Annotated in this window: 24 protein-coding genes; all 24 read left to right on the top strand. The window is 54.1% G+C overall.

What is annotated here, in order from left to right; genetic code table 11:
* Positions 1-2 precede the first annotated feature (2 nt).
* The 24 genes from LG52_RS09175 (at position 3) to rbfA (ending at position 24241) form a co-directional block, all read left to right on the top strand.
* A complete protein-coding gene (locus LG52_RS09175; RefSeq protein WP_044731706.1) occupies positions 3-2003 on the top strand; it encodes a chemotaxis protein CheA in 2001 nt (666 codons plus the stop codon).
* Positions 2004-2085: 82 nt separating this feature from the next.
* The gene (locus LG52_RS09170; RefSeq protein ID WP_044733179.1) at positions 2086-2523 is read left to right on the top strand and encodes a chemotaxis protein CheW; all 438 of its coding nucleotides are present in this window, start codon (positions 2086-2088) and stop codon (positions 2521-2523) included.
* 22 nt (positions 2524-2545) lie between these two features.
* Positions 2546-3178, top strand: a complete 633-nt coding sequence (locus LG52_RS09165; protein WP_044731705.1) for a chemotaxis protein CheC — start codon at positions 2546-2548, stop codon at positions 3176-3178.
* Positions 3175-3672 carry a chemotaxis protein CheD gene (locus LG52_RS09160; protein ID WP_044731704.1) on the top strand — a complete coding sequence of 166 codons (498 nt, stop codon included), beginning with the start codon at positions 3175-3177 and terminating at the stop codon, positions 3670-3672. The genes LG52_RS09165 and LG52_RS09160 overlap by 4 nt, the downstream gene beginning before the upstream one ends.
* Before the next feature lie 39 nt (positions 3673-3711).
* Positions 3712-4467 (top strand): FliA/WhiG family RNA polymerase sigma factor, encoded by a 756-nt coding sequence (locus tag LG52_RS09155; RefSeq protein ID WP_044731703.1) that lies wholly within the window; start codon positions 3712-3714, stop codon positions 4465-4467.
* 16 nt (positions 4468-4483) lie between these two features.
* Positions 4484-4729 carry a hypothetical protein gene (locus LG52_RS09150; protein ID WP_044731702.1) on the top strand — a complete coding sequence of 82 codons (246 nt, stop codon included), beginning with the start codon at positions 4484-4486 and terminating at the stop codon, positions 4727-4729.
* A gap of 8 nt (positions 4730-4737) precedes the next feature.
* Positions 4738-5355: a hypothetical protein gene (locus tag LG52_RS09145; protein WP_044733178.1), complete on the top strand. Its 618-nt coding sequence runs from the start codon at positions 4738-4740 to the stop codon at positions 5353-5355.
* A gap of 162 nt (positions 5356-5517) precedes the next feature.
* A complete protein-coding gene (rpsB, locus tag LG52_RS09140; RefSeq protein WP_044731701.1) occupies positions 5518-6225 on the top strand; it encodes a 30S ribosomal protein S2 in 708 nt (235 codons plus the stop codon).
* Positions 6226-6382: 157 nt separating this feature from the next.
* A complete protein-coding gene (gene tsf, locus LG52_RS09135; protein ID WP_011230750.1) occupies positions 6383-7267 on the top strand; it encodes a translation elongation factor Ts in 885 nt (294 codons plus the stop codon).
* A 68-nt stretch (positions 7268-7335) separates the two neighbouring features.
* Positions 7336-8058, top strand: coding sequence for a UMP kinase (gene pyrH / locus LG52_RS09130; protein ID WP_011230751.1), 723 nt, complete (start codon positions 7336-7338; stop codon positions 8056-8058).
* 2 nt (positions 8059-8060) lie between these two features.
* Positions 8061-8618: a ribosome recycling factor gene (frr, locus tag LG52_RS09125; RefSeq protein ID WP_044731700.1), complete on the top strand. Its 558-nt coding sequence runs from the start codon at positions 8061-8063 to the stop codon at positions 8616-8618.
* 82 nt (positions 8619-8700) lie between these two features.
* Positions 8701-9474 carry an isoprenyl transferase gene (locus LG52_RS09120; protein ID WP_044731699.1) on the top strand — a complete coding sequence of 258 codons (774 nt, stop codon included), beginning with the start codon at positions 8701-8703 and terminating at the stop codon, positions 9472-9474.
* On the top strand, positions 9471-10265 hold the full coding sequence (locus LG52_RS09115; RefSeq protein WP_044731698.1) for a phosphatidate cytidylyltransferase: 795 nt from the start codon (positions 9471-9473) through the stop codon (positions 10263-10265). Before LG52_RS09120 ends, LG52_RS09115 begins: the two co-directional genes overlap by 4 nt.
* A 20-nt stretch (positions 10266-10285) precedes the next feature.
* Positions 10286-11434 (top strand): 1-deoxy-D-xylulose-5-phosphate reductoisomerase, encoded by a 1149-nt coding sequence (gene dxr / locus LG52_RS09110; RefSeq protein WP_044731697.1) that lies wholly within the window; start codon positions 10286-10288, stop codon positions 11432-11434.
* A gap of 2 nt (positions 11435-11436) precedes the next feature.
* Positions 11437-12702 (top strand): RIP metalloprotease RseP, encoded by a 1266-nt coding sequence (gene rseP, locus LG52_RS09105; RefSeq protein WP_197071987.1) that lies wholly within the window; start codon positions 11437-11439, stop codon positions 12700-12702.
* Between the two features lie 23 nt (positions 12703-12725).
* The gene (locus LG52_RS09100; protein WP_044731695.1) at positions 12726-14429 is read left to right on the top strand and encodes a proline--tRNA ligase; all 1704 of its coding nucleotides are present in this window, start codon (positions 12726-12728) and stop codon (positions 14427-14429) included.
* Positions 14430-14532: 103 nt separating this feature from the next.
* The gene (locus tag LG52_RS09095) at positions 14533-18837 is read left to right on the top strand and encodes a PolC-type DNA polymerase III (protein WP_044733177.1); all 4305 of its coding nucleotides are present in this window, start codon (positions 14533-14535) and stop codon (positions 18835-18837) included.
* 244 nt (positions 18838-19081) lie between these two features.
* Positions 19082-19555, top strand: coding sequence for a ribosome maturation factor RimP (rimP, locus tag LG52_RS09090; protein WP_044731694.1), 474 nt, complete (start codon positions 19082-19084; stop codon positions 19553-19555).
* A gap of 24 nt (positions 19556-19579) precedes the next feature.
* Positions 19580-20731: a transcription termination factor NusA gene (nusA, locus tag LG52_RS09085; protein WP_044731693.1), complete on the top strand. Its 1152-nt coding sequence runs from the start codon at positions 19580-19582 to the stop codon at positions 20729-20731.
* Between the two features lie 14 nt (positions 20732-20745).
* On the top strand, positions 20746-21036 hold the full coding sequence (gene rnpM / locus LG52_RS09080; RefSeq protein ID WP_044731692.1) for an RNase P modulator RnpM: 291 nt from the start codon (positions 20746-20748) through the stop codon (positions 21034-21036).
* Positions 21026-21334, top strand: coding sequence for a YlxQ family RNA-binding protein (locus LG52_RS09075; protein WP_044731691.1), 309 nt, complete (start codon positions 21026-21028; stop codon positions 21332-21334). The genes rnpM and LG52_RS09075 overlap by 11 nt, the downstream gene beginning before the upstream one ends.
* Before the next feature lie 13 nt (positions 21335-21347).
* Positions 21348-23567: a translation initiation factor IF-2 gene (infB, locus tag LG52_RS09070; RefSeq protein WP_044731690.1), complete on the top strand. Its 2220-nt coding sequence runs from the start codon at positions 21348-21350 to the stop codon at positions 23565-23567.
* Positions 23564-23842 (top strand): DUF503 domain-containing protein, encoded by a 279-nt coding sequence (locus LG52_RS09065; protein WP_044731689.1) that lies wholly within the window; start codon positions 23564-23566, stop codon positions 23840-23842. The genes infB and LG52_RS09065 overlap by 4 nt, the downstream gene beginning before the upstream one ends.
* A 15-nt stretch (positions 23843-23857) precedes the next feature.
* Entirely contained in the window at positions 23858-24241 is a 384-nt protein-coding gene (gene rbfA / locus LG52_RS09060) for a 30S ribosome-binding factor RbfA (RefSeq protein ID WP_044731688.1), read from the top strand.
* Positions 24242-24266 lie beyond the last annotated feature (25 nt).

Genomic DNA, 24266 nt, shown 5'->3' with positions numbered 1-24266 from the left:
GCATGGATATGATCCAATATTTGGATTTGTTTATTGATGAAAGCAAAGAGCATTTGCAGGCGATCAACGAGCGGCTGTTGGAACTTGAAAAAACTCCGGAGGACATGTCTGTGGTGAATGATATTTTCCGTTCGGCCCATACGTTGAAAGGCATGTCTGCCACAATGGGGTTTGAAGATTTGGCCAATTTGACGCACCAAATGGAAAACGTGCTCGATGGCATCCGCAATCGGCGGCTTTCCGTTACCCCGGAATTGCTTGACGTCATTTTTGAGGCCGTCGACCATTTGGAGGCGATGATCAGTTCCATCGCTGCAGGCGGCGACGGAACGCGTGATGTAAGAGGAACAGTCGAACAGCTGAAACGAATCGAGCAAGGGGAGATGCCGAACAAGCAGGCAGCAAGGGAAGAACCGCCCCTTGAACATGCGTATGGGGAATTTGAATACCATGTGCTCGAGCAGGCCATGGAGCAGGGATTTTCCGTCTACGAAATCCGCGTTCGGCTTCGTGATGATTGCTTGTTGAAAGCAGCGCGCGTCTATATGGTGTTTGAACAGCTGAATGAAGTCGGAGAAATTGTGAAAGCAACGCCGCCGGTCGAGATGCTGGAGGAAGAACAGTTTGACCGGGAGTTTCTCGTTACGGTCGTATCCAAAGCGCCAGCCGATGAGTTGCAAAAGCGGCTGATGGGCATTTCGGAAATTGATGACGTCAAGGTGTCTATGCTATCGAGCGATGAACCGTCGCCAGAAAGCGAGAAAGCGGCTGCGCCCCAACAACCAGCCGCTATGGAGCAGGCGGCGACCGTTCAGGCCGAAGCAGAGGCGCCGGAAAAACAAACAGCGAAACAGGCGACGAAAACGATCCGCGTCAACATTGAACGGCTCGATCGGTTGATGAACTTATTTGAAGAATTGGTTGTCGACCGCGGTCGGCTTGAGCAAATTTCCCGCGAGCTGAACCATGCCGAATTGACGGAAACGGTCGAGCGGATGTCTCGCATCTCGAGCGATTTGCAGACGATCATTTTAAATATGCGCATGGTGCCGGTCGAAACGGTGTTCAACCGCTTCCCGCGCATGGTGCGCCAGCTCGCCCGCGAGCTCGGCAAAAAGGTGCGCCTTGACATCATCGGTGCGGATACCGAGCTTGACCGGACGGTGATCGATGAAATCGGCGACCCGCTTGTCCATTTGATCCGCAATGCGCTCGACCACGGCATCGAAGCGCCGGACGTCCGGGCGGCGCGCGGGAAGCCGGAAGAAGGGACTGTTCAATTGCGAGCATACCATAGCGGCAACCATGTCTTTATTGAAATCGAGGATGACGGCGCCGGCATTTCCCGGGAGAAGGTGCTGCAAAAGGCGAAAAGCCGAGGCATTGTCTCGCCGCAGGCGGCGGAGCATTTGAACGATCAGCAAATTTACGAGCTTATTTTCGCTCCCGGCTTTTCGACCGCTGAGCAAGTTTCTGACATTTCCGGCCGCGGCGTCGGTTTGGATGTCGTCAAAAGCACGATTGAGTCGCTCGGCGGCACTGTTTCGGTCGATTCGCAGCCTGGAAAAGGGTCGCTCTTTTCGATTCAGCTGCCGCTCACATTGTCGATCATCTCTGTGTTGCTCGTTCAAATCGCCGAGGAAACGTACGCGATTCCGCTGTCATCGATCATTGAGACGGCGCTGGTGAAAAAGGAAGAGATTTTTTCCGCCCACAACCAGCCGGTCATCGATTTTCGCGGCAAAATCGTCCCGCTCGTCCGCCTGAAAGACGTCTTCGCTGTTCCTGGAGCGGCCGATGACGGAGATGCGGTGGCGGTCGTGATCGTCCGGAAAGGGGAAAAACTGGCGGCGCTGGCGGTCGACTCGTTTATCGGGCAGCAAGAAGTCGTGTTGAAATCGCTAGGAAACTATTTATCTTCGGTTTTTGCCATCTCGGGGGCGACCATTTTGGGAGACGGCCGGGTGGCGCTGATTATCGACTGCAACGCGCTCGTAAAGTAGGAGATGGCCGCGTTGGTGCGGGGCGCCTATGGCGTTGATCCGCCGTTTTCAGTGGCATGTCGAAAAAAAGGGGGAGGATTGGATGACGGCCAGCGTGCAAGCAGACTGGAAAGTGATTGCGTTTCGCCTGAAAGAAGAAGAATATGCTCTGCCGGTGCAGCATGTCCGTTCCATCGAGAAAATGCAGCCGATCACGCGCGTGCCGGGAACGGCCCATTATGTAAAAGGGGTCATCAACTTGCGCGGTGTTGTGACGCCGATCATCGATTTGCGCGAGCGGTTCGAGTTTGCCCCCGAACCATATGGGGAACAGACGCGAATCATTATCGTTGCTCTTGAGGATATGGAAGTCGGGCTCATCGTCGATGCCGCGAATGATGTCCTTGATCTGCCGTCGGAAAGCATCGAACCGCCGCCAGAGGCCATTGGCTCCGTTGAGGCAAGTTACATCGACGGCGTGGCAAAAGTGGAGAATCGGCTCCTCATTTTGCTTGATTTGGCGAAAGTGCTCGACCGATAACCCGTGGAGAGGAGCGTTGACATTGGACGATATTCGCAACTTGACGGGGATGCATATTGACATTTTGCGCGAAATCGGCAACATTGGCGCCGGCAACGCGGCGACGGCTTTGTCGACGTTGCTGAACAAAAAAATTGAAATGGCGGTGCCGCGCGTTCAAATTGCGACGTTTGCCGAAATGATGGAATCAATCGGCGGACCGGAACAAGTCGTGGCGTGCGTCTATTTGCGCATCGAAGGAGAAGCGCCAGGAAACATGTTTTTCGTGCTGCCGCCGGAACAGGCTGAGCGGTTTGTCCGCCGGATGATTGGCGATGACTCGTTTTCGTTTCAAGGAGAAGCCCATGAGCTTGGCTGCTCGGCGCTTCAGGAGCTCGGCAATATTTTAGCCGGCTCGTATTTGTCGGCATTGGCTGACTTTACGCAGCTCAACTTGCACCCGTCCGTGCCGGCATTGGCCATCGACATGATTGGAGCTGTGCTGTCGTTCGGATTGCTTGAGCTGTCGCGTGTTGGCGATTACGCCATTTTGATTGACACAGCCATTTACGATGAACGGCGCCCGGACGAAAGCATCAACGGCCATTTCTTTCTTCTGCCTGACCCCGAGTCGTTTTCCACCATCTTTCGAGCACTAGGTGTGGATGGTCTATGAGTACAGCGCAGGCTGTCAAAATCGGCATTGCGGAAATGGAGGTCGTCATAGCGCCGAATGTCATCCGCACGTGCGGGCTTGGGTCGTGCGTCGGTGTCGTCATTTACGATGCAGGCAAGGCGGTTGCCGGCATGGCGCATGTCATGCTTCCGCATTCCTCGATGGCGCGCGGCGGAGTCATCAATGCGGCCAAATACGCTGATACGGCGGTCGAGGCGCTCGTTCAGCTTGTCATTGCCGCTGGCGGGCGGAAAGGGATGCTGAAAGCGAAGCTGGCCGGCGGGGCGCAAATGTTTTCGTTTTCGACAGCTGGCGGCGATATGATGCGCATTGGCGCGCGCAATGTGGAGGAAGTGAAAAGGCAGCTCGAGCGGTTTCACATTCCGGTCGTCGCCGAAGATGTCGGGGGCCATAGCGGCCGCACGATCGAATTTAATCCGCAGACGGGCGTGCTCTCCATCCGCACCGCCGCTCAAGAAATAAAGGAAATATGACCGGGATGCGCCGTTTCCGCAAGGCAAGGGGGAGAATAAATGGGAAGCGCGCTAAAAGGAGAAGAACGGAAATACTGGGATGAATGGATCAACGGCCGTAACCGCCACGCGGCCGAGGAACTGGCGCAGCGCTATATGCCGCTTGTTTTCTACCACGTGCAGCGGCTTTCGGCGACGCTGCCGAGCTCCGTGCCGAAGGATGAGCTCGTCAGCTTTGGACTCGTCGGCTTATACGATGCGTTGGAGAAATTTGATCCATCGCGTGATTTGAAGTTCGACACGTACGCCTCGTTCCGCATCCGCGGCGCCATCTTAGACGGTTTGCGCAAAGAAGACTGGCTGCCGCGAAGCATGCGCGATAAGGCAAAAAAAATTGAGGAAGCCATCGAGCGGCTCGAACAGCGGCACATGCGATCGGTGACGGCGAAAGAGATCGCCGCTGAGCTCGGGATGACGGAAGAGGAAGTGCAGGCGGCGGCGAGTGAAACGTTTTTTTCCCATTGGCTGCCGCTCGGGCAGACGACCGTCGACGAAGATGAAGGAATATTGGCGGTTCGCGACGACCGCGCTCCGCTTCCCGAGGAGCAAATCGTCAAGCAGGAAATGATCGAAAAATTGGCTGAAGCCATCGGACAGTTGAATGAAAAAGAGCAGCTCGTCATCAGTTTGTTTTACAAAGAGGAACTGACGTTTACAGAAATCGGGAGACTTTTGCATTTGTCGACATCAAGAATTTCGCAAATTCATGCAAAAGCGCTTTGGAAACTGCGCCGCTTTTTTGAAAAAGAGCTATGAAGGGAGAGAAAAAGCGATGGACATCCAGCTTCCAGCGTTGCAAAGCGTCATGCCGAAAGCGCCCGACGCGGAAAGGCTTCAAGCCTCGACGCAACAACACTCCTATGCAGTGCAGGCGCAAATGGCAGCTGCCGGTGAAAAGCGGGCGGAGCGTGCGCGCCGTCGGGTGACGGATAAACGAACGAGCGCCCGTCTTGAGCAGGAGGCGTCCCGTTTTGGAGGACACCCTTATAAAGGAAAAACGATCGACATTCAAGGATAGTGAACATCATGATGGCATTTTGGCTAACGATCAGTTTGCTGCTGCACGCCTTGTCGTTTTGGTTGATCATTGTGCTTTTCCTTCGCCTGTCGCGGCTTGGCGAGGCGGAGAGGCGGGCCGAGGAGCTAGAGGAAGCCTTGACCGCTTATCTCGCTGCCTGGAAGGAAGAAAACGAGCGATTTTTGGCTGAGCTTGACTCGTTGCTTGGCAGCGGAGCGGCTCCATTCGTTTCTGCACTGGAAACGAACGGTGCGCCCAGTGTGCAACGGGGCGCGAGCGGGAAAGAGACGGCGTCTATGCCGGGGGCAGGAGGCGGTGAAATCGGAGCGGGGTTCGAAAAGCGAACAGCGGAAGCAAAGAAGGGGGAAAACGAGCCGGCGGAGCAGGGAGAAACCGAAAAACGCACAGAAACAAGCCGCTCCAGCGCAACGCTGGGCTATTTCCCAGACATCGGAACGGTCAAGGATGTGCTCGAACTTTCACTCGCCCGACCAGCCGACTCGAGTGAGCTTGCCCGCCGCCTATATGCGGAAGGGGCGGCGGTCGAGGAAATTGCCAAACAGCTCGGCAAAGGGAAAACGGAAGTCGAGCTATGGCTCAAATTTGCGCAAAAAACGAATCAATAGGCGAATAACAGCTTGATTTGCCGCTTGCAGTTGTGATATATTTTTTCATGGTGTGAATACACACGCCTGATGATTTCAGCAACGGTGCTGGCAACTCCAGTCTTGCTGAAAGATGAGGCAGGCGGAGGACCAAAAACCACTAAGGAAACAGGAGGAGCATACATGTCGGTTATTTCGATGAAACAACTGCTTGAAGCTGGCGTCCACTTTGGACACCAGACGCGCCGTTGGAATCCGAAGATGAAAAAATACATTTTCACGGAGCGCAACGGCATCTATATCATCGACTTGCAAAAAACGGTGAAGAAAGTCGAGGAAGCATACAATTTCGTCCGCGAATTGGCGGCGAATGGCGGCAAAATTTTGTTCGTCGGCACGAAAAAACAAGCGCAAGAGTCGGTGAAGGAAGAAGCGGAACGCTGCGGCATGTTTTATGTCAACCAACGCTGGCTCGGCGGCACGCTGACGAACTTCGCTACGATCCAAAAGCGGATCAAACGGCTGCGTGAAATTGAAAAAATGGAAGAAGATGGAACGTTTGACGTTCTGCCGAAAAAAGAAGTCATTCGCTTGAAAAAAGAAAAAGAGCGTCTTGAGAAGTTTTTGGGCGGCATCAAAGACATGAAAGAGCTGCCGGATGCGTTGTTTGTCATCGACCCGCGCAAAGAGCGGATCGCGGTGGCGGAAGCGCGCAAGCTGAACATCCCGATCATCGGCATCGTCGACACGAACTGCGATCCGGATGAAATTGACTATGTCATTCCGGCCAACGACGACGCCATCCGCGCTGTTAAGCTGTTGACTTCGAAAATCGCCGACGCCGTGCTTGAGGCGAAACAAGGCGAAGAAGCGGCCGTCGCGGCAGAGTAACGATGCACAAGAAAGGTGATAAGAGGGGAAAGCCTTTTATCACCTTTTTTTGAGACAGAAATGAGCAACTTTTGGCTATACTAACGAATAAGGGTAAAACGGGAAGCCGTTGCCGGCGCCGATACATATACCGGACAATGAGAAGGAGGATTTTTTTATGGCGATTACAGCACAAATGGTGAAAGAACTGCGCGAAAAAACAGGCGCAGGCATGATGGACTGCAAAAAGGCGCTCACCGAAACAAACGGTGACATGGAGAAAGCGATTGACTGGCTGCGCGAAAAAGGAATTGCCAAAGCGGCGAAAAAAGCGGACCGCATCGCGGCCGAAGGGATGGCGTACATCGCGGTGGAAGGCAATACCGCCGTCATTTTGGAAGTGAACTCGGAAACGGACTTCGTTGCGAAAAACGAAGCATTTCAAACGCTTGTCAAAGAGCTGGCCGCCCACTTGCTGAAACAAAAGCCGGCTTCGCTTGATGAAGCGCTTGGTCAAACGATGGACAACGGCTCGACCGTCCAAGACTACATCAACGAAGCGATTGCCAAAATTGGTGAAAAAATTACGCTTCGCCGCTTTGCCGTCGTCAATAAAGCGGACGGCGAAACGTTCGGTGCGTACTTGCACATGGGCGGGCGCATCGGCGTATTAACGTTATTAGCCGGCAATGCGAGCGAAGACGTCGCCAAAGATGTCGCCATGCACATTGCCGCACTTCATCCGAAATACGTCTCGCGCGACGACGTGCCGCAGGAAGAGATTGCGCATGAGCGTGAAGTATTGAAACAACAGGCATTGAACGAAGGCAAGCCGGAGAAAATCGTTGAAAAAATGGTCGAAGGCCGGCTGAACAAGTTTTACGAAGACGTCTGCCTGCTCGAGCAAGCGTTCGTGAAAAACCCGGATGTGACGGTGCGCCAATACGTCGAATCGAACGGAGCAACAGTCAAGCAGTTCATCCGTTATGAAGTCGGCGAAGGGCTCGAAAAACGCCAAGACAATTTCGCCGAAGAAGTCATGAGCCAAGTCAGAAAGCAATGACGGACCGCAACAGGGAACACGCGCGTGTTCCCTGTTTTTCAAAGCGACTCGCATCATGGAGGTTTGACATGGAACAGCCAAAATACAAACGCGTCGTGTTAAAGTTGAGCGGGGAAGCGCTCGCCGGAAAGCAAGGGTTTGGCATTCAACCGGCGGTCATTCAGTCGATCGCCAAACAAGTGAAAGAAGTTGTTGAACTGGGCGTCGAGGTCGCCATCGTCGTCGGCGGCGGCAACATTTGGCGTGGAAAAACGGGAAGCGAAATGGGCATGGACCGGGCGACGGCTGATTACATGGGCATGTTGGCGACGGTGATGAACGCCCTCGCCTTGCAGGACAGCCTTGAGCAGCTCGGTGTGGAAACGCGGGTGCAAACATCGATTGAAATGCGGCAAGTGGCCGAACCGTACATTCGCCGCCGGGCGATTCGCCATCTTGAGAAAAAACGAGTTGTCATTTTCGCCGCCGGCACAGGCAACCCGTACTTTTCGACCGATACGACCGCGGCGCTCAGGGCGGCGGAAATCGAGGCGGACGTCATTTTAATGGCGAAAAACAACGTCGATGGCGTCTACAGCGCCGACCCGAACGTCGACGCCAATGCGGTCAAATACGATGAGCTGTCGTACTTGGACGTCATCAAGCAAGGGCTCGGCGTCATGGATTCGACTGCTTCCTCGCTTTGCATGGACAACAACATTCCGCTCATCGTCTTCTCGATTATGGAAGAAGGCAATATTAAACGCGCTGTGTTAGGTGAAAACATCGGAACGATCGTAAGGGGGAAATAACGATGGCAAAGCAAGTGATCCAACAGGCGAAAGAAAAGATGGATAAAGCGGTGCAAGCGTTCACCCGCGAGCTGGCAAGCATTCGCGCCGGGCGGGCGAACGCAGGGCTGCTTGAGAAAGTAACCGTTGACTATTACGGCGTGCCGACGCCAATCAACCAACTGGCCTCCATCAGCGTGCCGGAAGCGCGGCTGCTTGTCATTCAGCCGTACGACAAATCGGCCATTAAAGAAATGGAAAAAGCGATTTTAGCATCGGATTTAGGGCTGACGCCATCGAATGACGGATCCGTCATTCGTCTTGTCATTCCGCCGCTCACCGAGGAACGGCGCCGCGAGCTGGCGAAGCTTGTCAAAAAGTATTCAGAAGACGCGAAAGTCGCGGTGCGCAACATCCGCCGCGATGCGAACGATGAATTGAAAAAGCTCGAGAAAAACGGAGAGATTACGGAAGATGAGCTCCGCAGCTACACGGACGAAGTGCAAAAGCTGACCGATGACCACATCGCCAAAATTGACGCCATCTCAAAAGAAAAAGAAAAAGAAGTGATGGAAGTATAGGCAAAACGATGCAAACCCTCTATGTTGATGGAGGGTTTTTTTGCTATAATGGAAAGGCAAAACACGATCCCGGAGGACTCGTATGTTCAATAAAATGCGAAAAACAAAAGAGAAAGACGTCCCGGTGACGAAAGAAGAGGTGCTCAGGCATCCGGTGCCGAACCACGTCGCCATCATTATGGACGGAAACGGGAGATGGGCGAAAAAGCGGGCGCTGCCGAGGGCGGCCGGCCATTACGAAGGCATGCAGGTTGTGCGCAAAATCACTCGTTTTGCGAATGAGCTGGGGATTCAGATTTTGTCGCTTTACGCGTTTTCGACAGAAAACTGGAAACGTCCGAAAAGTGAAGTCGATTATTTGATGAAGCTGCCGGAACAGTTTTTGACGACGTTTCTTCCCGAGCTCGTCGCCGAAAATGTCAAAGTCCAAGTGATCGGTCATGCGGAGGCGCTGCCTGATCATACGCGCCGGGCGGTCGAGAAAGCCGTGAAGGAAACAAGCGGCAACACCGGCCTTGTGTTAAACTTTGCCCTTAATTATGGAAGCCGGGCGGAAATCACTGCCGCCGTAAAGCAGATCGCCAAAGACGTTGAACGCGGGATGCTCGCGCCGGAAGACATCACCGAGCCGCTCATTTCCTCGTACTTGATGACGAGCGGGCTCGCTGACCCTGACTTGCTCATCCGTACGAGCGGGGAGATTCGCTTGAGCAATTTCATGCTTTGGCAGTTGGCGTATACGGAACTTTGGTTTACGGATGTCTTATGGCCGGATTTTACGGAGCAACATTTCTTAGAGGCGATTGCCGCTTACCAGCGGCGCGACCGCCGATTTGGAGGAGTGTCAGCGCGATGAAGCAGCGAATCATCACCGGAGTCATAGCGGCGGCGCTCTTTTTGCCGATTGTTATTTTTGGCGGATTTCCGTTTATAATAGTAACATATATATTGGCCACGATCGGGCTGTTTGAGTTGCTGCGTATGAAGGGGATGCGTCTTGGGTCGTTTGCCGGAACGGCTGGATTGATCGCCCTTTGGCTGCTGCTCGTTCCCGCCCGTTACGGCGGCGAGTGGGTGGTGTCCGGGGCCGTCAAGTTTGGCGTGATCGCCGCTTTGGCTTTTTTGTTGCTTGTCGGTACGGTCGTGACGAAAAATGCGCTCTCGTTCGATGAGGCGGCGTTTGTCGTTTTGGCGGTCGTCTATGTCGGCGTAGGGTTTTTCTGTTTCGGCGCTGTTCGTTTGGTTGGGTTCGTGTACTTCGTTTATGCCTTGTTTGTCATTTGGGCGACTGACATTGGGGCGTATTTCTTTGGCCGCGCGTTTGGCCGGCGCAAGCTATGGCCGGAGATCAGCCCCAAAAAAACGGTGGAAGGCGCCATCGGCGGCATCGCTTCCGCGGCTGTTGTCGCCGAGATTTACGAGTGGGCGGCGGCGCCGTTTGGCAGTTTGGCAGCCGCGCTTGGCGTCGCGTTGCTGCTGTCGGCGTTCGGTCAGCTCGGCGATTTGATCGAATCGGCATTTAAGCGCCATTACGGCGTGAAAGATTCCGGGGGGATTTTGCCGGGACATGGCGGCATTTTAGACCGGTTTGACAGCTTGCTGTTCGTGCTGCCGCTATTGTACATATTGCTTGCAATCGCACGATAAGTGGGTGGGGAGTGAAACGATTGAAATATATTAGTATATTAGGGGCGAGCGGATCGATCGGCACGCAGGCGCTCGATGTCATCCGCGCCCATCCGGACGAATTCCGCTTGGCCGCCGCATCGGTCGGGAAAAATATCGAGGCGGCGAGGCGGCTGATCGCTGAATTTTCCCCAAGTCTTGTCGCCGTCGCTGACCGTGATGCGTATGAAGTTCTTTATCGCGAGTACCGCGGGCGGACGACGATCGTGTACGGAGAGGAAGGATTGATTGAAGCAGCCGTTTGCCCACAAGCCGATGTTGTCGTCACCGCTGTCGTCGGCAGCGTCGGCCTTGTGCCGACGATGAAGGCGATTGAAGCGGGAAAAGCGATCGCCCTCGCCAACAAAGAGACGCTCGTTGTCGCCGGACATCTCGTCATGGCCGCAGCCAAGCGGCGCGGCGTGCCGCTGTTGCCGGTGGACAGCGAACACTCGGCTATTTTTCAATGTTTGCAAGGGGAAAAGTTGGAGCACGTCGAAAAACTGATTTTAACCGCATCCGGCGGCAGCTTCCGCGACAAGACGCGAGGAGAGCTCGCTGATGTGACGGTCGAAGAGGCGCTCCGCCATCCGAACTGGTCGATGGGGGCAAAAATTACGATTGATTCGGCGACCATGATGAATAAAGGATTTGAGGTCATTGAGGCTCATTGGCTGTTCGGGCTGCCGTATGAGCGGATTGAGGTTGTTTTGCATCGAGAAAGCATCATCCATTCGCTCGTTCAGTTCCGTGACACAAGTGTATTGGCGCAGCTTGGAACCCCGGATATGCGCGTTCCGATCCAATATGCGCTTGCGTATCCAAAGCGGTTGCCGCTCCCATCCGCCAAGCCGCTTGATTTCATCTCGCTTGGGGCGCTCCATTTCGCCCCGGTTGATTTCGACCGCTATCGCTGTTTGCGTCTCGCCTATGAGGCTGGCAAGCGCGGCGGCTCGCTGCCGACGGTGTTGAATGCGGCCAATGAGGAGGCGGTGGCGGCGTTTTTAGCCGGGCGCATTCCGTTTTTGGCCATCGAGGAGTGGATTGAACGCGCGCTCGAGCGCCATCGGCCAGTGAGCGATCCGCAGCTTGAGGACATTCGTGAAATCGATGCGGACGCGCGCGCCTACGTCCGCTCACTACTATCATAAAGGTGGTTGAAACGTTGGAATCGATTATTTCATTTATCGTCGTCTTTGGTGCCCTCGTCTTTTTTCATGAGCTCGGCCACTTGCTGCTGGCAAAACGGGCCGGCATTTTGTGCCGCGAATTTGCCATCGGCTTCGGGCCGAAAGTGTTTTCGTTCAAGAAAAACGAAACGGTGTACACGATCCGCCTGCTCCCGCTTGGCGGCTTTGTCCGCATGGCCGGTGAAGACCCGGAGACGATTGAATTGAAGCGGGGGCAAGTCGTCGGCCTTTTGCTTGATGAGAACGGCCAAGTGGAAAAAATCGTCCTCAACCATAAGGACGATTATCCAAATATCCGCGTAGTGGAAGTGGAAGAGGCCGATTTAGAGCATGGCATGTATGTGACCGGCTATACGGACGGCGAGCGGTTCGAGCGGTTTACGGTCAAGGAGCCGGCGTTTTTCGTCGTCGACCGCCAAGAGATTCAAATTGCTCCGTACCATCGCCAATTTGCGGCAAAAACGCTCGGGCAGCGAACGATGACGATTTTGGCCGGACCGCTCGCCAACTTTCTCTTGTCGCTCGTTGTCTTTATCATCATCGGTCTTTTGCAAGGCTATCCGGTCGACAAGCCGGTGATCGGCGAGCTGACGCCGGAAGGAGCGGCGCGCGCCGCCGGCTTGAAGCAAGGGGATGAAGTGATCGCCATTAACGGCGAACGGATGGAAACGTGGACGGAAATCGTCAACACGATTCGCGCCCATCCGGGAGAACCGCTTCAGTTTCAAATTGAGCGGAATGGGAAAGAACGGAGTGTGACGGTCACTCCGGAGGCGAAAACGGTGCAAGGGGAGACGATCGGCTTGATCGGCGTCTATCAGCCGATGGAAAAATCGGTGTTAGGCTCGATCAAGCAAGGGCTGATTGAGACGTACTACTGGACGCGGGAAATTGTAACAGGGATCGGCCAACTGATCACCGGCCATTTTCATCTCGACATGCTGTCCGGACCGGTCGGCATCGCCGTATCGACCGGGAAAGTTGCTGAGTCTGGGATCTACTACTTGATGAAATGGGGCGCGATTTTAAGCATCAACCTGGGGATTGTCAACTTGTTGCCATTGCCGGCGCTAGACGGCGGGCGGCTCCTCTTTTTCGCCATTGAAGCGGTGCGCGGCAAGCCGGTCGACCGGCAAAAAGAAGGAATGGTCCATTTTATCGGCTTCGCCCTGCTGATGTTGCTGATGCTTGTGGTGACATGGAATGACATTCAAAAATTTTTCCTATAGAGAGAAAACGAGGTGGCTAATGGATGAGACAAAGTCAAGCATTTATTCCGACGTTGCGTGAAGTGCCGGCGGATGCGGAAGTGAAAAGCCATCAGCTTCTGCTGCGGGCCGGCTTCATTCGTCAAAGCGCAAGCGGCGTCTATACGTTTTTGCCGCTTGGGCAACGTGTTTTGCAAAAAGTGGAAGCTATCATTCGCGAGGAAATGAACCGGATTGGAGCGATGGAGCTCTTCATGCCGGCCTTGCAGCCGGCTGAGCTTTGGCAGCAGTCCGGCCGCTGGTACTCGTACGGGCCGGAGCTGATGCGCTTAAAAGACCGGCACGAGCGCGATTTCGCCCTCGGGCCGACGCATGAGGAAATGATCACGGCGATCGTCCGCGACGAGGTGAAAACGTACAAGCGGCTGCCGCTTGTCTTGTATCAAATCCAAACGAAATTCCGCGATGAAAAGCGTCCGCGTTTTGGGCTGTTGCGCGGCCGCGAGTTCATGATGAAAGACGCCTACTCGTTCCATACGTCAAAAGAGAGCTTGGATGAAACGTACAACGACATGTACAACGCCTATTCGAACATTTTCCGCCGCTGCGGATTAAACTTCCGCGCCGTCATCGCTGACTCGGGAGCGATCGGCGGCAAAGATACGCATGAGTTTATGGTGCTCTCAGACATCGGCGAAGATACGATCGCCTATTCGGACGCGTCGGACTACGCCGCCAACATTGAGATGGCGCCGGTCGTGGCGACGTACGAAAAAAGCGATGAGCCGCCAGCCGAATTAAAAAAAGTGGCAACGCCGGGGCAAAAAACGATCGCTGAAGTCGCTTCGCACTTACAAATATCGCCGGAGCGCTGCATCAAATCGCTTTTGTTCAATGTGAACGGCCGCTATGTGCTCGTTCTCGTCCGCGGCGATCATGAAGCGAACGAGGTAAAGGTGAAAAACGTGCTCGACGCGACGGTCGTCGAATTGGCGACGCCGGAAGAAACGGAGCGGGTGATGAACGCTCCAATCGGCTCGCTCGGCCCGATCGGCGTCAGCGAAGACGTCATAGTGATCGCGGACCATGCTGTCGCCGCCATCGTCAACGGCGTTTGCGGCGCAAACGAGGAAGGCTATCATTACATCGGCGTGAACCCGGGCCGCGATTTTGCCGTCAGCCAGTATGCGGATTTGCGCTTTGTCCAAGAGGGCGACCCGTCTCCGGACGGCAAAGGAACGATCCGCTTCGCCCGCGGCATTGAAGTCGGGCACGTGTTTAAGCTTGGCACGAAATACAGCGAAGCGATGAACGCCGTCTATTTGGATGAAAACGGTCAAACGCAGACGATGATCATGGGTTGCTACGGCATCGGCGTATCAAGATTGGTGGCCGCAATCGCCGAACAGTTTGCCGACGAACACGGGCTTGTGTGGCCGGCTTCGGTCGCCCCGTTTCACATCCATTTGCTTACAGCGAACGCAAAAAGCGATGAACAGCGTGCGTTGGCGGAAGAGTGGTATGAAAAGCTCGGACAGGCTGGGTTTGAAGTGTTGTATGACGACCGCCCCGAACGGGCTGGGGTGAAGTTTGCCGACAGCGATTTGATCGGCATTCCGCTCCGCGTCACCGTCGGCAAGCGAGCGGGCGAAGGCGTTGTGGAAGTAAAAGTGAGGAAAACAGGCGAGACGTTCGATGTGCCGGTCAGCGAGCTTGTCGACACTGCACGCCGTCTCCTTCAATCATGAGTGCCGGCGCTGGCGAAAAAGAATTCTGTCTTTTTCGCCAGCGCTTTTGTTATGGTATGATATAGAAAAGAGAATGATGTTGAGAGGGGAACAAACGAACGTCATGGTGACAAAAGAACAAAAAGAGCGGTTTCTTATCCTGCTTGAGCAGCTGAAGATGACGTCGGACGAATGGATGCCGCATTTTCGTGAGGCGGCCATTCGCAAAGTCGTGATCGATAAAGAGGAGAAAAGCTGGCATTTTTATTTTCAGTTCGACAACGTGCTGCCGGTTCATGTATACAAAACGTTTGCCGATCGGCTGCAGACGGCGTTCCGCCATGTCGCCGCCGTCCGCCATACGATGGAAGTCGAAGCGCCGCGCGTAACTGAGGCGGATGTGCAGGCGTATTGGCCGCTTTGCCTTGCCGAGCTGCAAGAAGGCATGTCGCCGCTTGTCGATTGGCTCAGCCGGCAGACGCCGGAGCTGAAAGGAAACAAGCTGCTTGTCGTTGCCCGCCATGAAGCGGAAGCGCTGGCGATCAAACGGCGGTTCTCCAAAAAAATCGCTGATGTGTACGCTTCGTTTGGGTTTCCCCCCCTTCAGCTTGACGTCAGCGTCGAGCCGTCCAAGCAGGAAATGGAACAGTTTTTGGCGCAAAAACAGCAAGAGGACGAAGAGCGAGCGCTTGCTGTGCTGACCGATTTAGCGAGGGAAGAAGAAAAGGCCGCGTCTGCGCCTCCGTCCGGTCCGCTTGTCATCGGCTATCCGATCCGCGACGAGGAGCCGGTGCGGCGGCTTGAGACGATCGTCGAAGAAGAGCGGCGCGTCGTGGTGCAAGGCTATGTATTTGACGCCGAAGTAAGCGAATTAAAAAGCGGCCGCACGCTGTTGACCATGAAAATCACAGATTACACGAACTCGATTTTAGTCAAAATGTTCTCGCGTGACAAAGAGGACGCCGAGCTCATGAGCGGCGTCAAAAAAGGCATGTGGGTGAAAGTGCGCGGCAGCGTGCAAAACGATACGTTCGTCCGTGATTTGGTCATCATCGCCAACGATTTGAACGAAATCGCCGCAAACGAACGGCAAGATACGGCGCCGGAAGGGGAAAAGAGGGTCGAGCTCCATTTGCATACCCCGATGAGCCAAATGGACGCGGTCACCTCGGTGACAAAACTCATTGAGCAAGCGAAAAAATGGGGGCATCCGGCGATCGCCGTCACTGATCATGCCGTTGTTCAGTCGTTTCCGGAGGCGTACAGCGCGGCGAAAAAACACGGCATGAAGGTCATTTACGGCCTTGAGGCGAATATCGTCGATGATGGCGTGCCGATCGCCTACAATGAAACGCACCGCCGTCTTTCGGAGGAAACGTACGTCATCTTTGACGTCGAGACGACGGGCTTGTCGGCTGTGTACAATACGATCATTGAGCTGGCGGCGGTCAAAGTGAAAGACGGCGAGATCATTGATCGGTTTATGTCGTTTGCCAACCCTGGACATCCGTTGTCGGTGACAACGATGGAGCTGACTGGGATCACCGATGAGATGGTGAAAGACGCCCCGAAGCCGGAAGACGTGTTGACCCGTTTTGTTGACTGGGCCGGCGATGCCACGCTTGTCGCCCACAACGCCAGCTTTGACATCGGTTTTTTAAACGCGGGCCTCGCTCGCATGGGGCGCGGCAAAATCACGAATCCGGTCATCGATACGCTCGAACTGGCCCGTTTTTTATACCCGGATTTGAAAAACCATCGGCTCAATACATTGTGCAAAAAATTTGACATTGAATTGACGCAGCACCACCGCGCCATCTACGACGCGGAGGCAACCGGGCATTTGCTTATGAAGCTGTTGAAGGAAGCGGAAGAACGCGGCATACTGTTTCATGACGAATTAAACAGCCGCACGCACAGCGAATCGTCCTATCGGCTTGCGCGCCCGTTCCATGTGACGCTGTTGGCGCAAAACGAGACTGGATTGAAAAATTTGTTCAAGCTTGTGTCATTGTCGCACATTCAATATTTTCACCGTATGCCGCGCATCCCGCGCTCCGTGCTCGTCAAGCATCGCGACGGCCTGCTTGTCGGCTCGGGCTGCGACAAAGGAGAGCTGTTTGACAACTTGATCCAAAAGGCGCCAGAAGAAGTCGAAGACATCGCCCGTTTTTACGATTTTCTTGAAGTGCATCCGCCGGACGTGTACAAGCCGCTCATCGAGATGGATTATGTGAAAGACGAAGAGATGATCAAAAACATCATCCGCAGCATCGTCGCCCTTGGTGAGAAGCTCGACATCCCGGTTGTCGCCACTGGCAACGTCCATTACTTGAACCCAGAAGATAAAATTTACCGGAAAATCTTAATCCATTCGCAAGGCGGAGCGAATCCGCTCAACCGCCATGAACTGCCGGATGTATATTTCCGTACGACGAATGAAATGATTGACTGCTTCTCGTTTTTAGGGTCGGAAAAAGCGAAGGAAATCGTCGTTGACAACACGCAAAAAATCGCTTCGTTAATCGGCGATGTCAAGCCGATCAAAGATGAGCTGTATACGCCGCGCATCGAAGGGGCGGACGAGGAAATCAGGGAAATGAGCTACCGGCGGGCGAAGGACATTTACGGCGACCCGTTGCCGAAGCTTGTTGAAGAGCGGCTTGAGAAGGAGTTAAAAAGCATCATCGGCCATGGCTTTGCCGTCATTTATTTGATCTCGCACAAGCTTGTGAAAAAATCGCTCGATGACGGCTACCTTGTCGGGTCGCGCGGATCGGTCGGCTCGTCGTTTGTCGCGACGATGACGGAAATCACTGAGGTCAATCCGCTGCCGCCGCATTACGTTTGCCCGAACTGCAAGCATTCGGAGTTCTTTAACGATGGTTCGGTCGGCTCAGGGTTTGATTTGCCGGATAAAAACTGCCCGCGATGCGGGACGAAATATAAAAAAGACGGGCACGACATCCCGTTTGAGACGTTCCTTGGCTTTAAGGGAGACAAAGTGCCGGATATTGATTTGAACTTCTCCGGCGAATACCAGCCGCGCGCCCACAACTATACGAAAGTGCTGTTTGGCGAAGACAACGTCTACCGCGCCGGGACGATTGGCACGGTCGCTGACAAAACGGCGTACGGATTTGTCAAAGCGTATGCGAGCGACCATAATCTTCAGCTGCGCGGCGCGGAAATCGACCGGCTCGCGGCTGGCTGCACCGGGGTGAAGCGAACGACCGGGCAGCATCCGGGCGGCATCATCGTCGTCCCGGATTATATGGAAATTTACGATTTTACGCCGATTCAATATCCGGCCGATGACACGTCCTCCGAATGGCGGACGACCCATTTCGACTTCCATTCGATCCACGACAATTTGTTGAAGCTCGATATTCTCGGGCACGACGATCCGACGGTCATTCGCATGCTGCAAGATTTAAGCGGCATCGATCCGAAAACGATCCCGACCGACGACCCGGATGTGATGGGCATTTTCAGCAGCACCGAGCCGCTTGGCGTTACGCCGGAGCAAATCATGTGCAATGTCGGCACGATCGGCATTCCGGAGTTTGGCACGCGCTTCGTTCGGCAAATGCTGGAAGAGACAAGGCCAAAAACGTTTTCCGAACTCGTGCAAATTTCCGGCTTGTCGCACGGCACCGATGTGTGGCTCGGAAATGCGCAAGAGCTCATTCAAAACGGCACGTGCACGTTATCGGAAGTCATCGGCTGCCGCGACGACATTATGGTCTATTTGATTTACCGCGGGCTCGAGCCGTCGCTCGCTTTTAAAATCATGGAATCCGTGCGCAAAGGAAAAGGCTTAACGCCGGAGTTTGAAGCAGAAATGCGCAAACATGACGTGCCGGATTGGTACATCGATTCATGCAAAAAAATCAAGTACATGTTCCCGAAAGCGCACGCCGCCGCCTACGTGTTAATGGCGGTGCGCATCGCCTACTTTAAGGTGCACCATCCGCTTTTGTATTACGCGTCGTACTTTACGGTGCGGGCGGAGGACTTTGACCTTGACGCCATGATCAAAGGGTCAGCCGCCATTCGCAAGCGGATTGAGGAAATCAACGCCAAAGGCATTCAGGCGACGGCGAAAGAAAAAAGCTTGCTCACGGTTCTAGAGGTGGCCTTAGAGATGTGCGAGCGCGGATTCTCCTTTAAAAATATCGATTTGTACCGCTCGCAGGCGACGGAATTCGTCATTGACGGCAATTCGCTCATTCCGCCGTTCAACGCCATTCCGGGGCTTGGGACGAACGTGGCGCAGGCGATCGTGCGCGCTCGCGAGGAAGGCGAGTTTTTGTCGAAGGAGGATTTGCAGCAGCGCGGCAAATTGTCGAAAACGCTGCTCGAGTATCTAGAAAGCCGCGGCTGCCTTGACTCGCTTCCAGACCATAACCAGCTGTCGCTGTTTTAGTGGAAACGCCGCCGCTGAAGGAAGCGGACAGTGCTCTTTCGTCCGGGCGGCAGTTTCCCGTTGCAATATATTTCCCAATGTGTTATAGTTTTAGTGGAATTGGCAAAGATAATGGCAAGCAGAGAGTGGGGAAACCCACTCTTTCGTCTTGAATGGGCACCCGTCTCTCGTTCATTCCCCGCCTTGTGCAGGGGATTTTCTCATTATGCCACGCATGCACGTTTGCTCGGTAAGGAGGAACACAATGAGCAAAAAGGTGACAGAAACGGTTGAACAACTCGTCACACCGATCTTGGACGAAATGGGGCTTGAACTCGTCGATATTGAATATGTGAAGGAAGGGAAAAATTGGTTTTTGCGCGTCTTCATTGACTCTGACGATGGCGTCGATATTGAACAATGCGGTGCTGTCAGCGAAAAATTGAGCGAAAAGCTGGATGAAGTCGATCCGATTCCACATCATTATTTTTTGGAAGTGTCATCGCCTGGAGCGGAGCGGCCGCTGAAAAAGGCAAAAGATTTTGCCAAGGCCATTGGGAAACATGTATATATCAAAACGTATGAGCCCATTGAAGGAGAAAAGCAGTTTGAAGGCGAACTAACCGCTTTTGATGGAACGACCGTGACGCTGTTGGTCAAAGAACGCGGACGGCAAAAAACGGTCGCCATTCCGTATGAAAAAGTGGCAAGCGCCCGATTAGCCGTGATTTTCTTCTAATCGCAAAAGGGGGATTTTTGTTGCATGAACACGCAATTGCTTGAGGCGTTAGCCGATCTGATGCGGGAAAAAGGCATCAGCAAAGAAGTCGTGATGGAAGCGATCGAAGCGGCGATCGTTTCGGCGTATAAACGCAATTTCGGCCAAGCGCAAAACGTGCGCGTCGATCTCAATATGGACACCGGCACAATCCGCGTGTTCGCGCGCAAAGATGTCGTTAAAGAGGTGACCGATCCGCGCCTTGAAATTTCGCTTGAGGAAGCGCAGCGGATCAATCCGAATTATCAAATCGGCGACGTCGTCGAACTCGAAGTGACGCCGCGCGATTTCGGGCGCATCGCCGCACAGACGGCGAAGCAAGTCGTCACCCAGCGCGTGCGCGAGGCGGAGCGGAGCATCATCTACGCCGAATTTGTCGACCGTGAAGAGGATATTATGACCGGCATCGTTCAGCGCGTCGACCCGCGCTTTGTCTACGTCAGCCTCGGCAAGGCGGAGGCGCTCCTGCCGGCAAACGAACAAATGCCGAATGAAACATATAAGCCGCACGACCGGTTGAAAGTATACATTACGAAAGTGGAAAAAACGACAAAAGGGCCGCAAATTTTCGTCTCCCGCACCCACCCGGGACTGTTGAAACGGCTGTTTGAGCTCGAAGTGCCGGAAATTTACGACGGAACGGTCGAGATTAAATCGATCGCCCGCGAAGCCGGCGACCGTTCGAAAATTTCCGTCCACTCCGACAACCCAGAAGTCGATCCGGTCGGCGCATGCGTCGGACCGAGAGGGCAACGCGTGCAGGCCATTGTTGATGAGCTGAACGGAGAAAAAATCGATATCGTCCGCTGGTCGGCCGATCCGGTGGAGTTTGTCGCCAACGCGTTAAGCCCGGCGAAAGTGCTGCGCGTCATTGTCAACGAAGAACAAAAGGCGACGACGGTCATCGTTCCGGACTATCAGCTGTCGCTCGCCATCGGCAAACGGGGACAAAACGCGCGGCTGGCGGCGAAATTGACCGGCTGGAAAATTGATATTAAAAGCGAATCGGAAGCGCGGGAGATGGGCATTGATCCGCATGCGCCATCCACTTCGCTTGATTTCAGCGATGCGGCGGCCGATAATGAAAATAGCGAAGAAAACGCCCCATCGTTTGATGAATCGGCGGAAATCGAGTGAGGGGGGAATGAAAAATGGCAGCGCAAAAGAAAATTCCGTTGCGCAAATGCGTCGTCACTGGAGAGATGAAGCCGAAACGGGAGATGGTGCGCATCGTCCGCTCGAAAGAGGGGGAAGTGTCGATCGACCCAACCGGCAAAAAGGCGGGGCGCGGCGCGTATATTACCCTTGATCCGGAATGCATTTTGCAGGCGAAAAAGAAAAACATTTTGGCCCGCCATTTAAAAGCAGACATCGATGATGCGATTTATGACGAATTGCTCGCCTTGGCGGAAAAGGAGAAACAAGCCGGACATGAATCATAACCGTTGGGCATCGCTGCTTGGATTGGCGCAGCGGGCGGGCAAAGTCGTCTCTGGCGAGGAGCTTGTCTTCAAAGAAGTGCAGCGGGGCCGGGCGCGGCTCGTCTTGCTTTCGCAAGACGCATCGATCAACACCGAAAAAAAAGTGACGAACAAATGCACGTTTTATGGCGTCCCGCTTTGCAAAGTGCCGGACCGGTATACGCTTGGCGGCGCGATCGGCAAGGACGCCCGCGTCGTTGTCGCTGTCACCGATGAAGGGTTTGCGCGCCAATTGCAAACGATGCTCGACCGATCTTAATGGGGGTGAATGTATGTCGAAAATGCGTGTGTATGAATACGCGAAAAAACAAAACGTTCCAAGCAAGGACGTCATTCATAAATTGAAAGAAATGAACATTGAAGTGAACAACCATATGGCGATGCTCGAGGCTGATGTCGTCGAAAAACTCGACCATCAATATCGCCCGAACGCTCGGAAAAAAGAAGAGAAAAAAGCGGAAAAGAAAACGGAGAAGCCGAAACGGCCGACGCCGGCGAAAGCGGCCGATTTTGCTGATGAGGAAATTTTTGACGACAGCAAAGAAGCGGCGAAAATGAAACCGGCGAAGAAAAAAGGAGCGCCAAAAGGGAAGGAAACGAAAAAAACCGAGGCGCAACAGCAGGAAAAGAAACTGCTCCAAGCAGCGAAAAAGAAAGGAAAAGGGCCGGCGAAAGGGAAAAAGCAGGGAGCACCAGCCGCAAAACAAGCACCGCAGCCGGCGAAAAAAGAAAAAGAGCTGCCGAAAAAAATTACGTTTGAAGGCTCGCTTACCGTGGCCGAATTGGCGAAAAAGCTTGGCCGCGAACCGTCAGAAATTATTAAGAAACTGTTTATGCTCGGCGTGATGGCGACGATCAACCAAGATTTAGACAAAGACGCCATCGAGCTCATCTGCTCGGATTACGGGGTTGAAGTCGAAGAAAAAGTGACGATCGATGAGACGAACTTTGAAGCGATCGAAATTGTCGACGCGCCGGAAGATTTGGTTGAACGGCCGCCGGTCGTGACGATCATGGGGCACGTCGACCACGGGAAAACGACGCTGCTTGATGCGATCCGCCATTCCAAAGTGACGGAGCAGGAAGCCGGCGGTATTACGCAACACATCGGTGCGTATCAAGTGACGGTCAATGATAAAAAAATTACGTTCCTCGATACGCCGGGGCATGAAGCGTTTACAACGATGCGGGCGCGCGGCGCGCAAGTGACCGATATCGTCATTCTTGTCGTTGCCGCGGATGACGGGGTGATGCCGCAGACGGTCGAAGCGATCAACCACGCCAAGGCGGCAAACGTGCCGATTATCGTCGCCATCAACAAAATCGATAAGCTGGAAGCGAACCCGGACCGCGTCATGCAAGAGCTGATGGAATACAACCTCGTTCCGGAAGAATGGGGCGGCGATACGATTTTCTGCAAGCTGTCGGCGAAAACGAAAGAGGGCCTTGATCATCTTTTGGAAATGATTTTGCTTGTCAGTGAAATGGAAGAATTAAAAGCCAACCCGAACCGGCGTGCGGTCGGTACGGTGATCGAAGCGAAGCTTGATAAAGGGCGTGGCCCGGTGGCAACGCTTTTGGTTCAAACGGGAACGCTGCATGTCGGCGATCCGATCGTCGTCGGAACGACCTACGGGCGCGTGCGCGCGATGGTGAACGACAGCGGCCGGCGCGTCAAAGAGGCGACTCCGTCGATGCCAGTTGAGATTACGGGGCTGCATGAAGTGCCGCAAGCCGGCGACCGCTTCATGGTGTTTGAGGATGAGAAAAAGGCGCGGCAAATCGCGGAGGCGCGTGCGCAGCGGCAGCTGCAGGAGCAACGAAGCGTCAAAACGCGCGTCAGCTTGGATGACTTGTTTGAACAAATTAAGCAAGGTGAAATGAAAGAGCTGAACTTGATCGTCAAAGCCGACGTTCAAGGATCGGTTGAGGCGCTTGTCGCCGCCTTGCAAAAAATTGAAGTCGAAGGCGTGCGGGTGAAAATCATCCACGCGGCTGTCGGCGCCATCACCGAATCGGACATTTCGCTGGCGACGGCATCGAACGCCATCGTCATTGGATTTAACGTCCGTCCGGATGCAAACGCAAAGCGCGCCGCCGAGTCGGAAAAAGTCGACATCCGCCTCCATCGCATCATTTACAATGTCATCGAGGAAATTGAAGCGGCGATGAAAGGGATGCTCGATCCGGAGTACGAAGAGAAAGTGATCGGTCAGGCGGAAGTGCGGCAAACGTTCAAAGTATCGAAAGTCGGCACGATCGCCGGCTGCTATGTCACTGACGGCAAAATTACCCGCGACAGCAAGGTGCGCCTCATTCGCCAAGGCATCGTCGTCTACGAAGGGGAAATCGATTCGCTCAAGCGGTATAAAGACGATGTGCGTGAAGTGGCGCAAGGGTATGAATGCGGGCTGACGATCAAAAACTTCAATGATATCAAAGAAGGAGATGTCATCGAAGCATACATCATGCAGGAAGTGGCCCGGGCATGATCGGCTTCGCCGCGTGCGAATGCATCATCTACAACGCCCGCTCGCTCAAGGATAAACGGGCCGTCCTGCAGCGGGTCATGACAAGAATCCGGCAAAAATATAATGTCTCTGTGGCCGAAATCGATCATCAAGATGCATGGCAGCGGGCGACCATCGGCCTTGTTGCCATTACGTCCAGAAGCCGGGCGACTGAACGGGAGCTCGAGCGGGCGCTTGCTTTGATCGACTCGTTCCCTGAGCTGGAGCGGGCGGCTACATCATTCGAGTGGTTGTAACCGAGGTGATGGGTGATGAATATACGGGCAACTCGCGTTGGCGAGCAAATGAAAAAAGAGTTGAGCGACATCATCAGCCGCAGGCTGAAAGATCCGCGCATCGGCTTTGTCACGGTGACCGATGTGCGGGTCACCGGTGATTTGCAGCAGGCGAAAGTGTACATCAGCGTCCTCGGCGATGACAAGCAGCGCGAAGAGACGTTGAAGGCGCTCGAGAAAGCGAAAGGGTTTATCCGTTCGGAAATCGGGCAGCGCATCCGCCTTCGCAAGACGCCGGAAATTTTCTTTGAAATCGATGAAACGATTGAATACGGCAGCCGCATTGAACAGCTGATCCGGCAAATTTCAAGCGATGACCACCCGGCGAAAGAGGCGGATGGGGAGCCGAACAATGGATAGACGAACCGTCTATCCATTTCCATCC

The organism is Geobacillus kaustophilus (assembly GCF_000948285.1).
GTDB classification, from domain to species: domain Bacteria; phylum Bacillota; class Bacilli; order Bacillales; family Anoxybacillaceae; genus Geobacillus; species Geobacillus thermoleovorans_A.
Note: the sequence above shows the minus strand (reverse complement) of the source record. Positions and strands in the feature narration are given on the sequence as shown.

Coding starts and splice junctions, on each gene's coding strand:
- LG52_RS09065 (WP_044731689.1), top strand. CDS start 23,564: ATGATCGGCTTCGCCGCGTGCGAATGCATCATCTACAACGCCCGCTCG.
- LG52_RS09170 (WP_044733179.1), top strand. CDS start 2,086: ATGACGGCCAGCGTGCAAGCAGACTGGAAAGTGATTGCGTTTCGCCTG.
- pyrH (WP_011230751.1), top strand. CDS start 7,336: ATGGAACAGCCAAAATACAAACGCGTCGTGTTAAAGTTGAGCGGGGAA.
- tsf (WP_011230750.1), top strand. CDS start 6,383: ATGGCGATTACAGCACAAATGGTGAAAGAACTGCGCGAAAAAACAGGC.
- rbfA (WP_044731688.1), top strand. CDS start 23,858: ATGAATATACGGGCAACTCGCGTTGGCGAGCAAATGAAAAAAGAGTTG.
- LG52_RS09150 (WP_044731702.1), top strand. CDS start 4,484: ATGGACATCCAGCTTCCAGCGTTGCAAAGCGTCATGCCGAAAGCGCCC.
- LG52_RS09115 (WP_044731698.1), top strand. CDS start 9,471: ATGAAGCAGCGAATCATCACCGGAGTCATAGCGGCGGCGCTCTTTTTG.
- rimP (WP_044731694.1), top strand. CDS start 19,082: ATGAGCAAAAAGGTGACAGAAACGGTTGAACAACTCGTCACACCGATC.
- LG52_RS09145 (WP_044733178.1), top strand. CDS start 4,738: ATGATGGCATTTTGGCTAACGATCAGTTTGCTGCTGCACGCCTTGTCG.
- LG52_RS09095 (WP_044733177.1), top strand. CDS start 14,533: ATGGTGACAAAAGAACAAAAAGAGCGGTTTCTTATCCTGCTTGAGCAG.
- LG52_RS09160 (WP_044731704.1), top strand. CDS start 3,175: ATGAGTACAGCGCAGGCTGTCAAAATCGGCATTGCGGAAATGGAGGTC.
- LG52_RS09175 (WP_044731706.1), top strand. CDS start 3: ATGGATATGATCCAATATTTGGATTTGTTTATTGATGAAAGCAAAGAG.
- LG52_RS09120 (WP_044731699.1), top strand. CDS start 8,701: ATGTTCAATAAAATGCGAAAAACAAAAGAGAAAGACGTCCCGGTGACG.
- LG52_RS09100 (WP_044731695.1), top strand. CDS start 12,726: ATGAGACAAAGTCAAGCATTTATTCCGACGTTGCGTGAAGTGCCGGCG.
- rnpM (WP_044731692.1), top strand. CDS start 20,746: ATGGCAGCGCAAAAGAAAATTCCGTTGCGCAAATGCGTCGTCACTGGA.
- LG52_RS09155 (WP_044731703.1), top strand. CDS start 3,712: ATGGGAAGCGCGCTAAAAGGAGAAGAACGGAAATACTGGGATGAATGG.
- infB (WP_044731690.1), top strand. CDS start 21,348: ATGTCGAAAATGCGTGTGTATGAATACGCGAAAAAACAAAACGTTCCA.
- rpsB (WP_044731701.1), top strand. CDS start 5,518: ATGTCGGTTATTTCGATGAAACAACTGCTTGAAGCTGGCGTCCACTTT.
- nusA (WP_044731693.1), top strand. CDS start 19,580: ATGAACACGCAATTGCTTGAGGCGTTAGCCGATCTGATGCGGGAAAAA.
- LG52_RS09075 (WP_044731691.1), top strand. CDS start 21,026: ATGAATCATAACCGTTGGGCATCGCTGCTTGGATTGGCGCAGCGGGCG.
- frr (WP_044731700.1), top strand. CDS start 8,061: ATGGCAAAGCAAGTGATCCAACAGGCGAAAGAAAAGATGGATAAAGCG.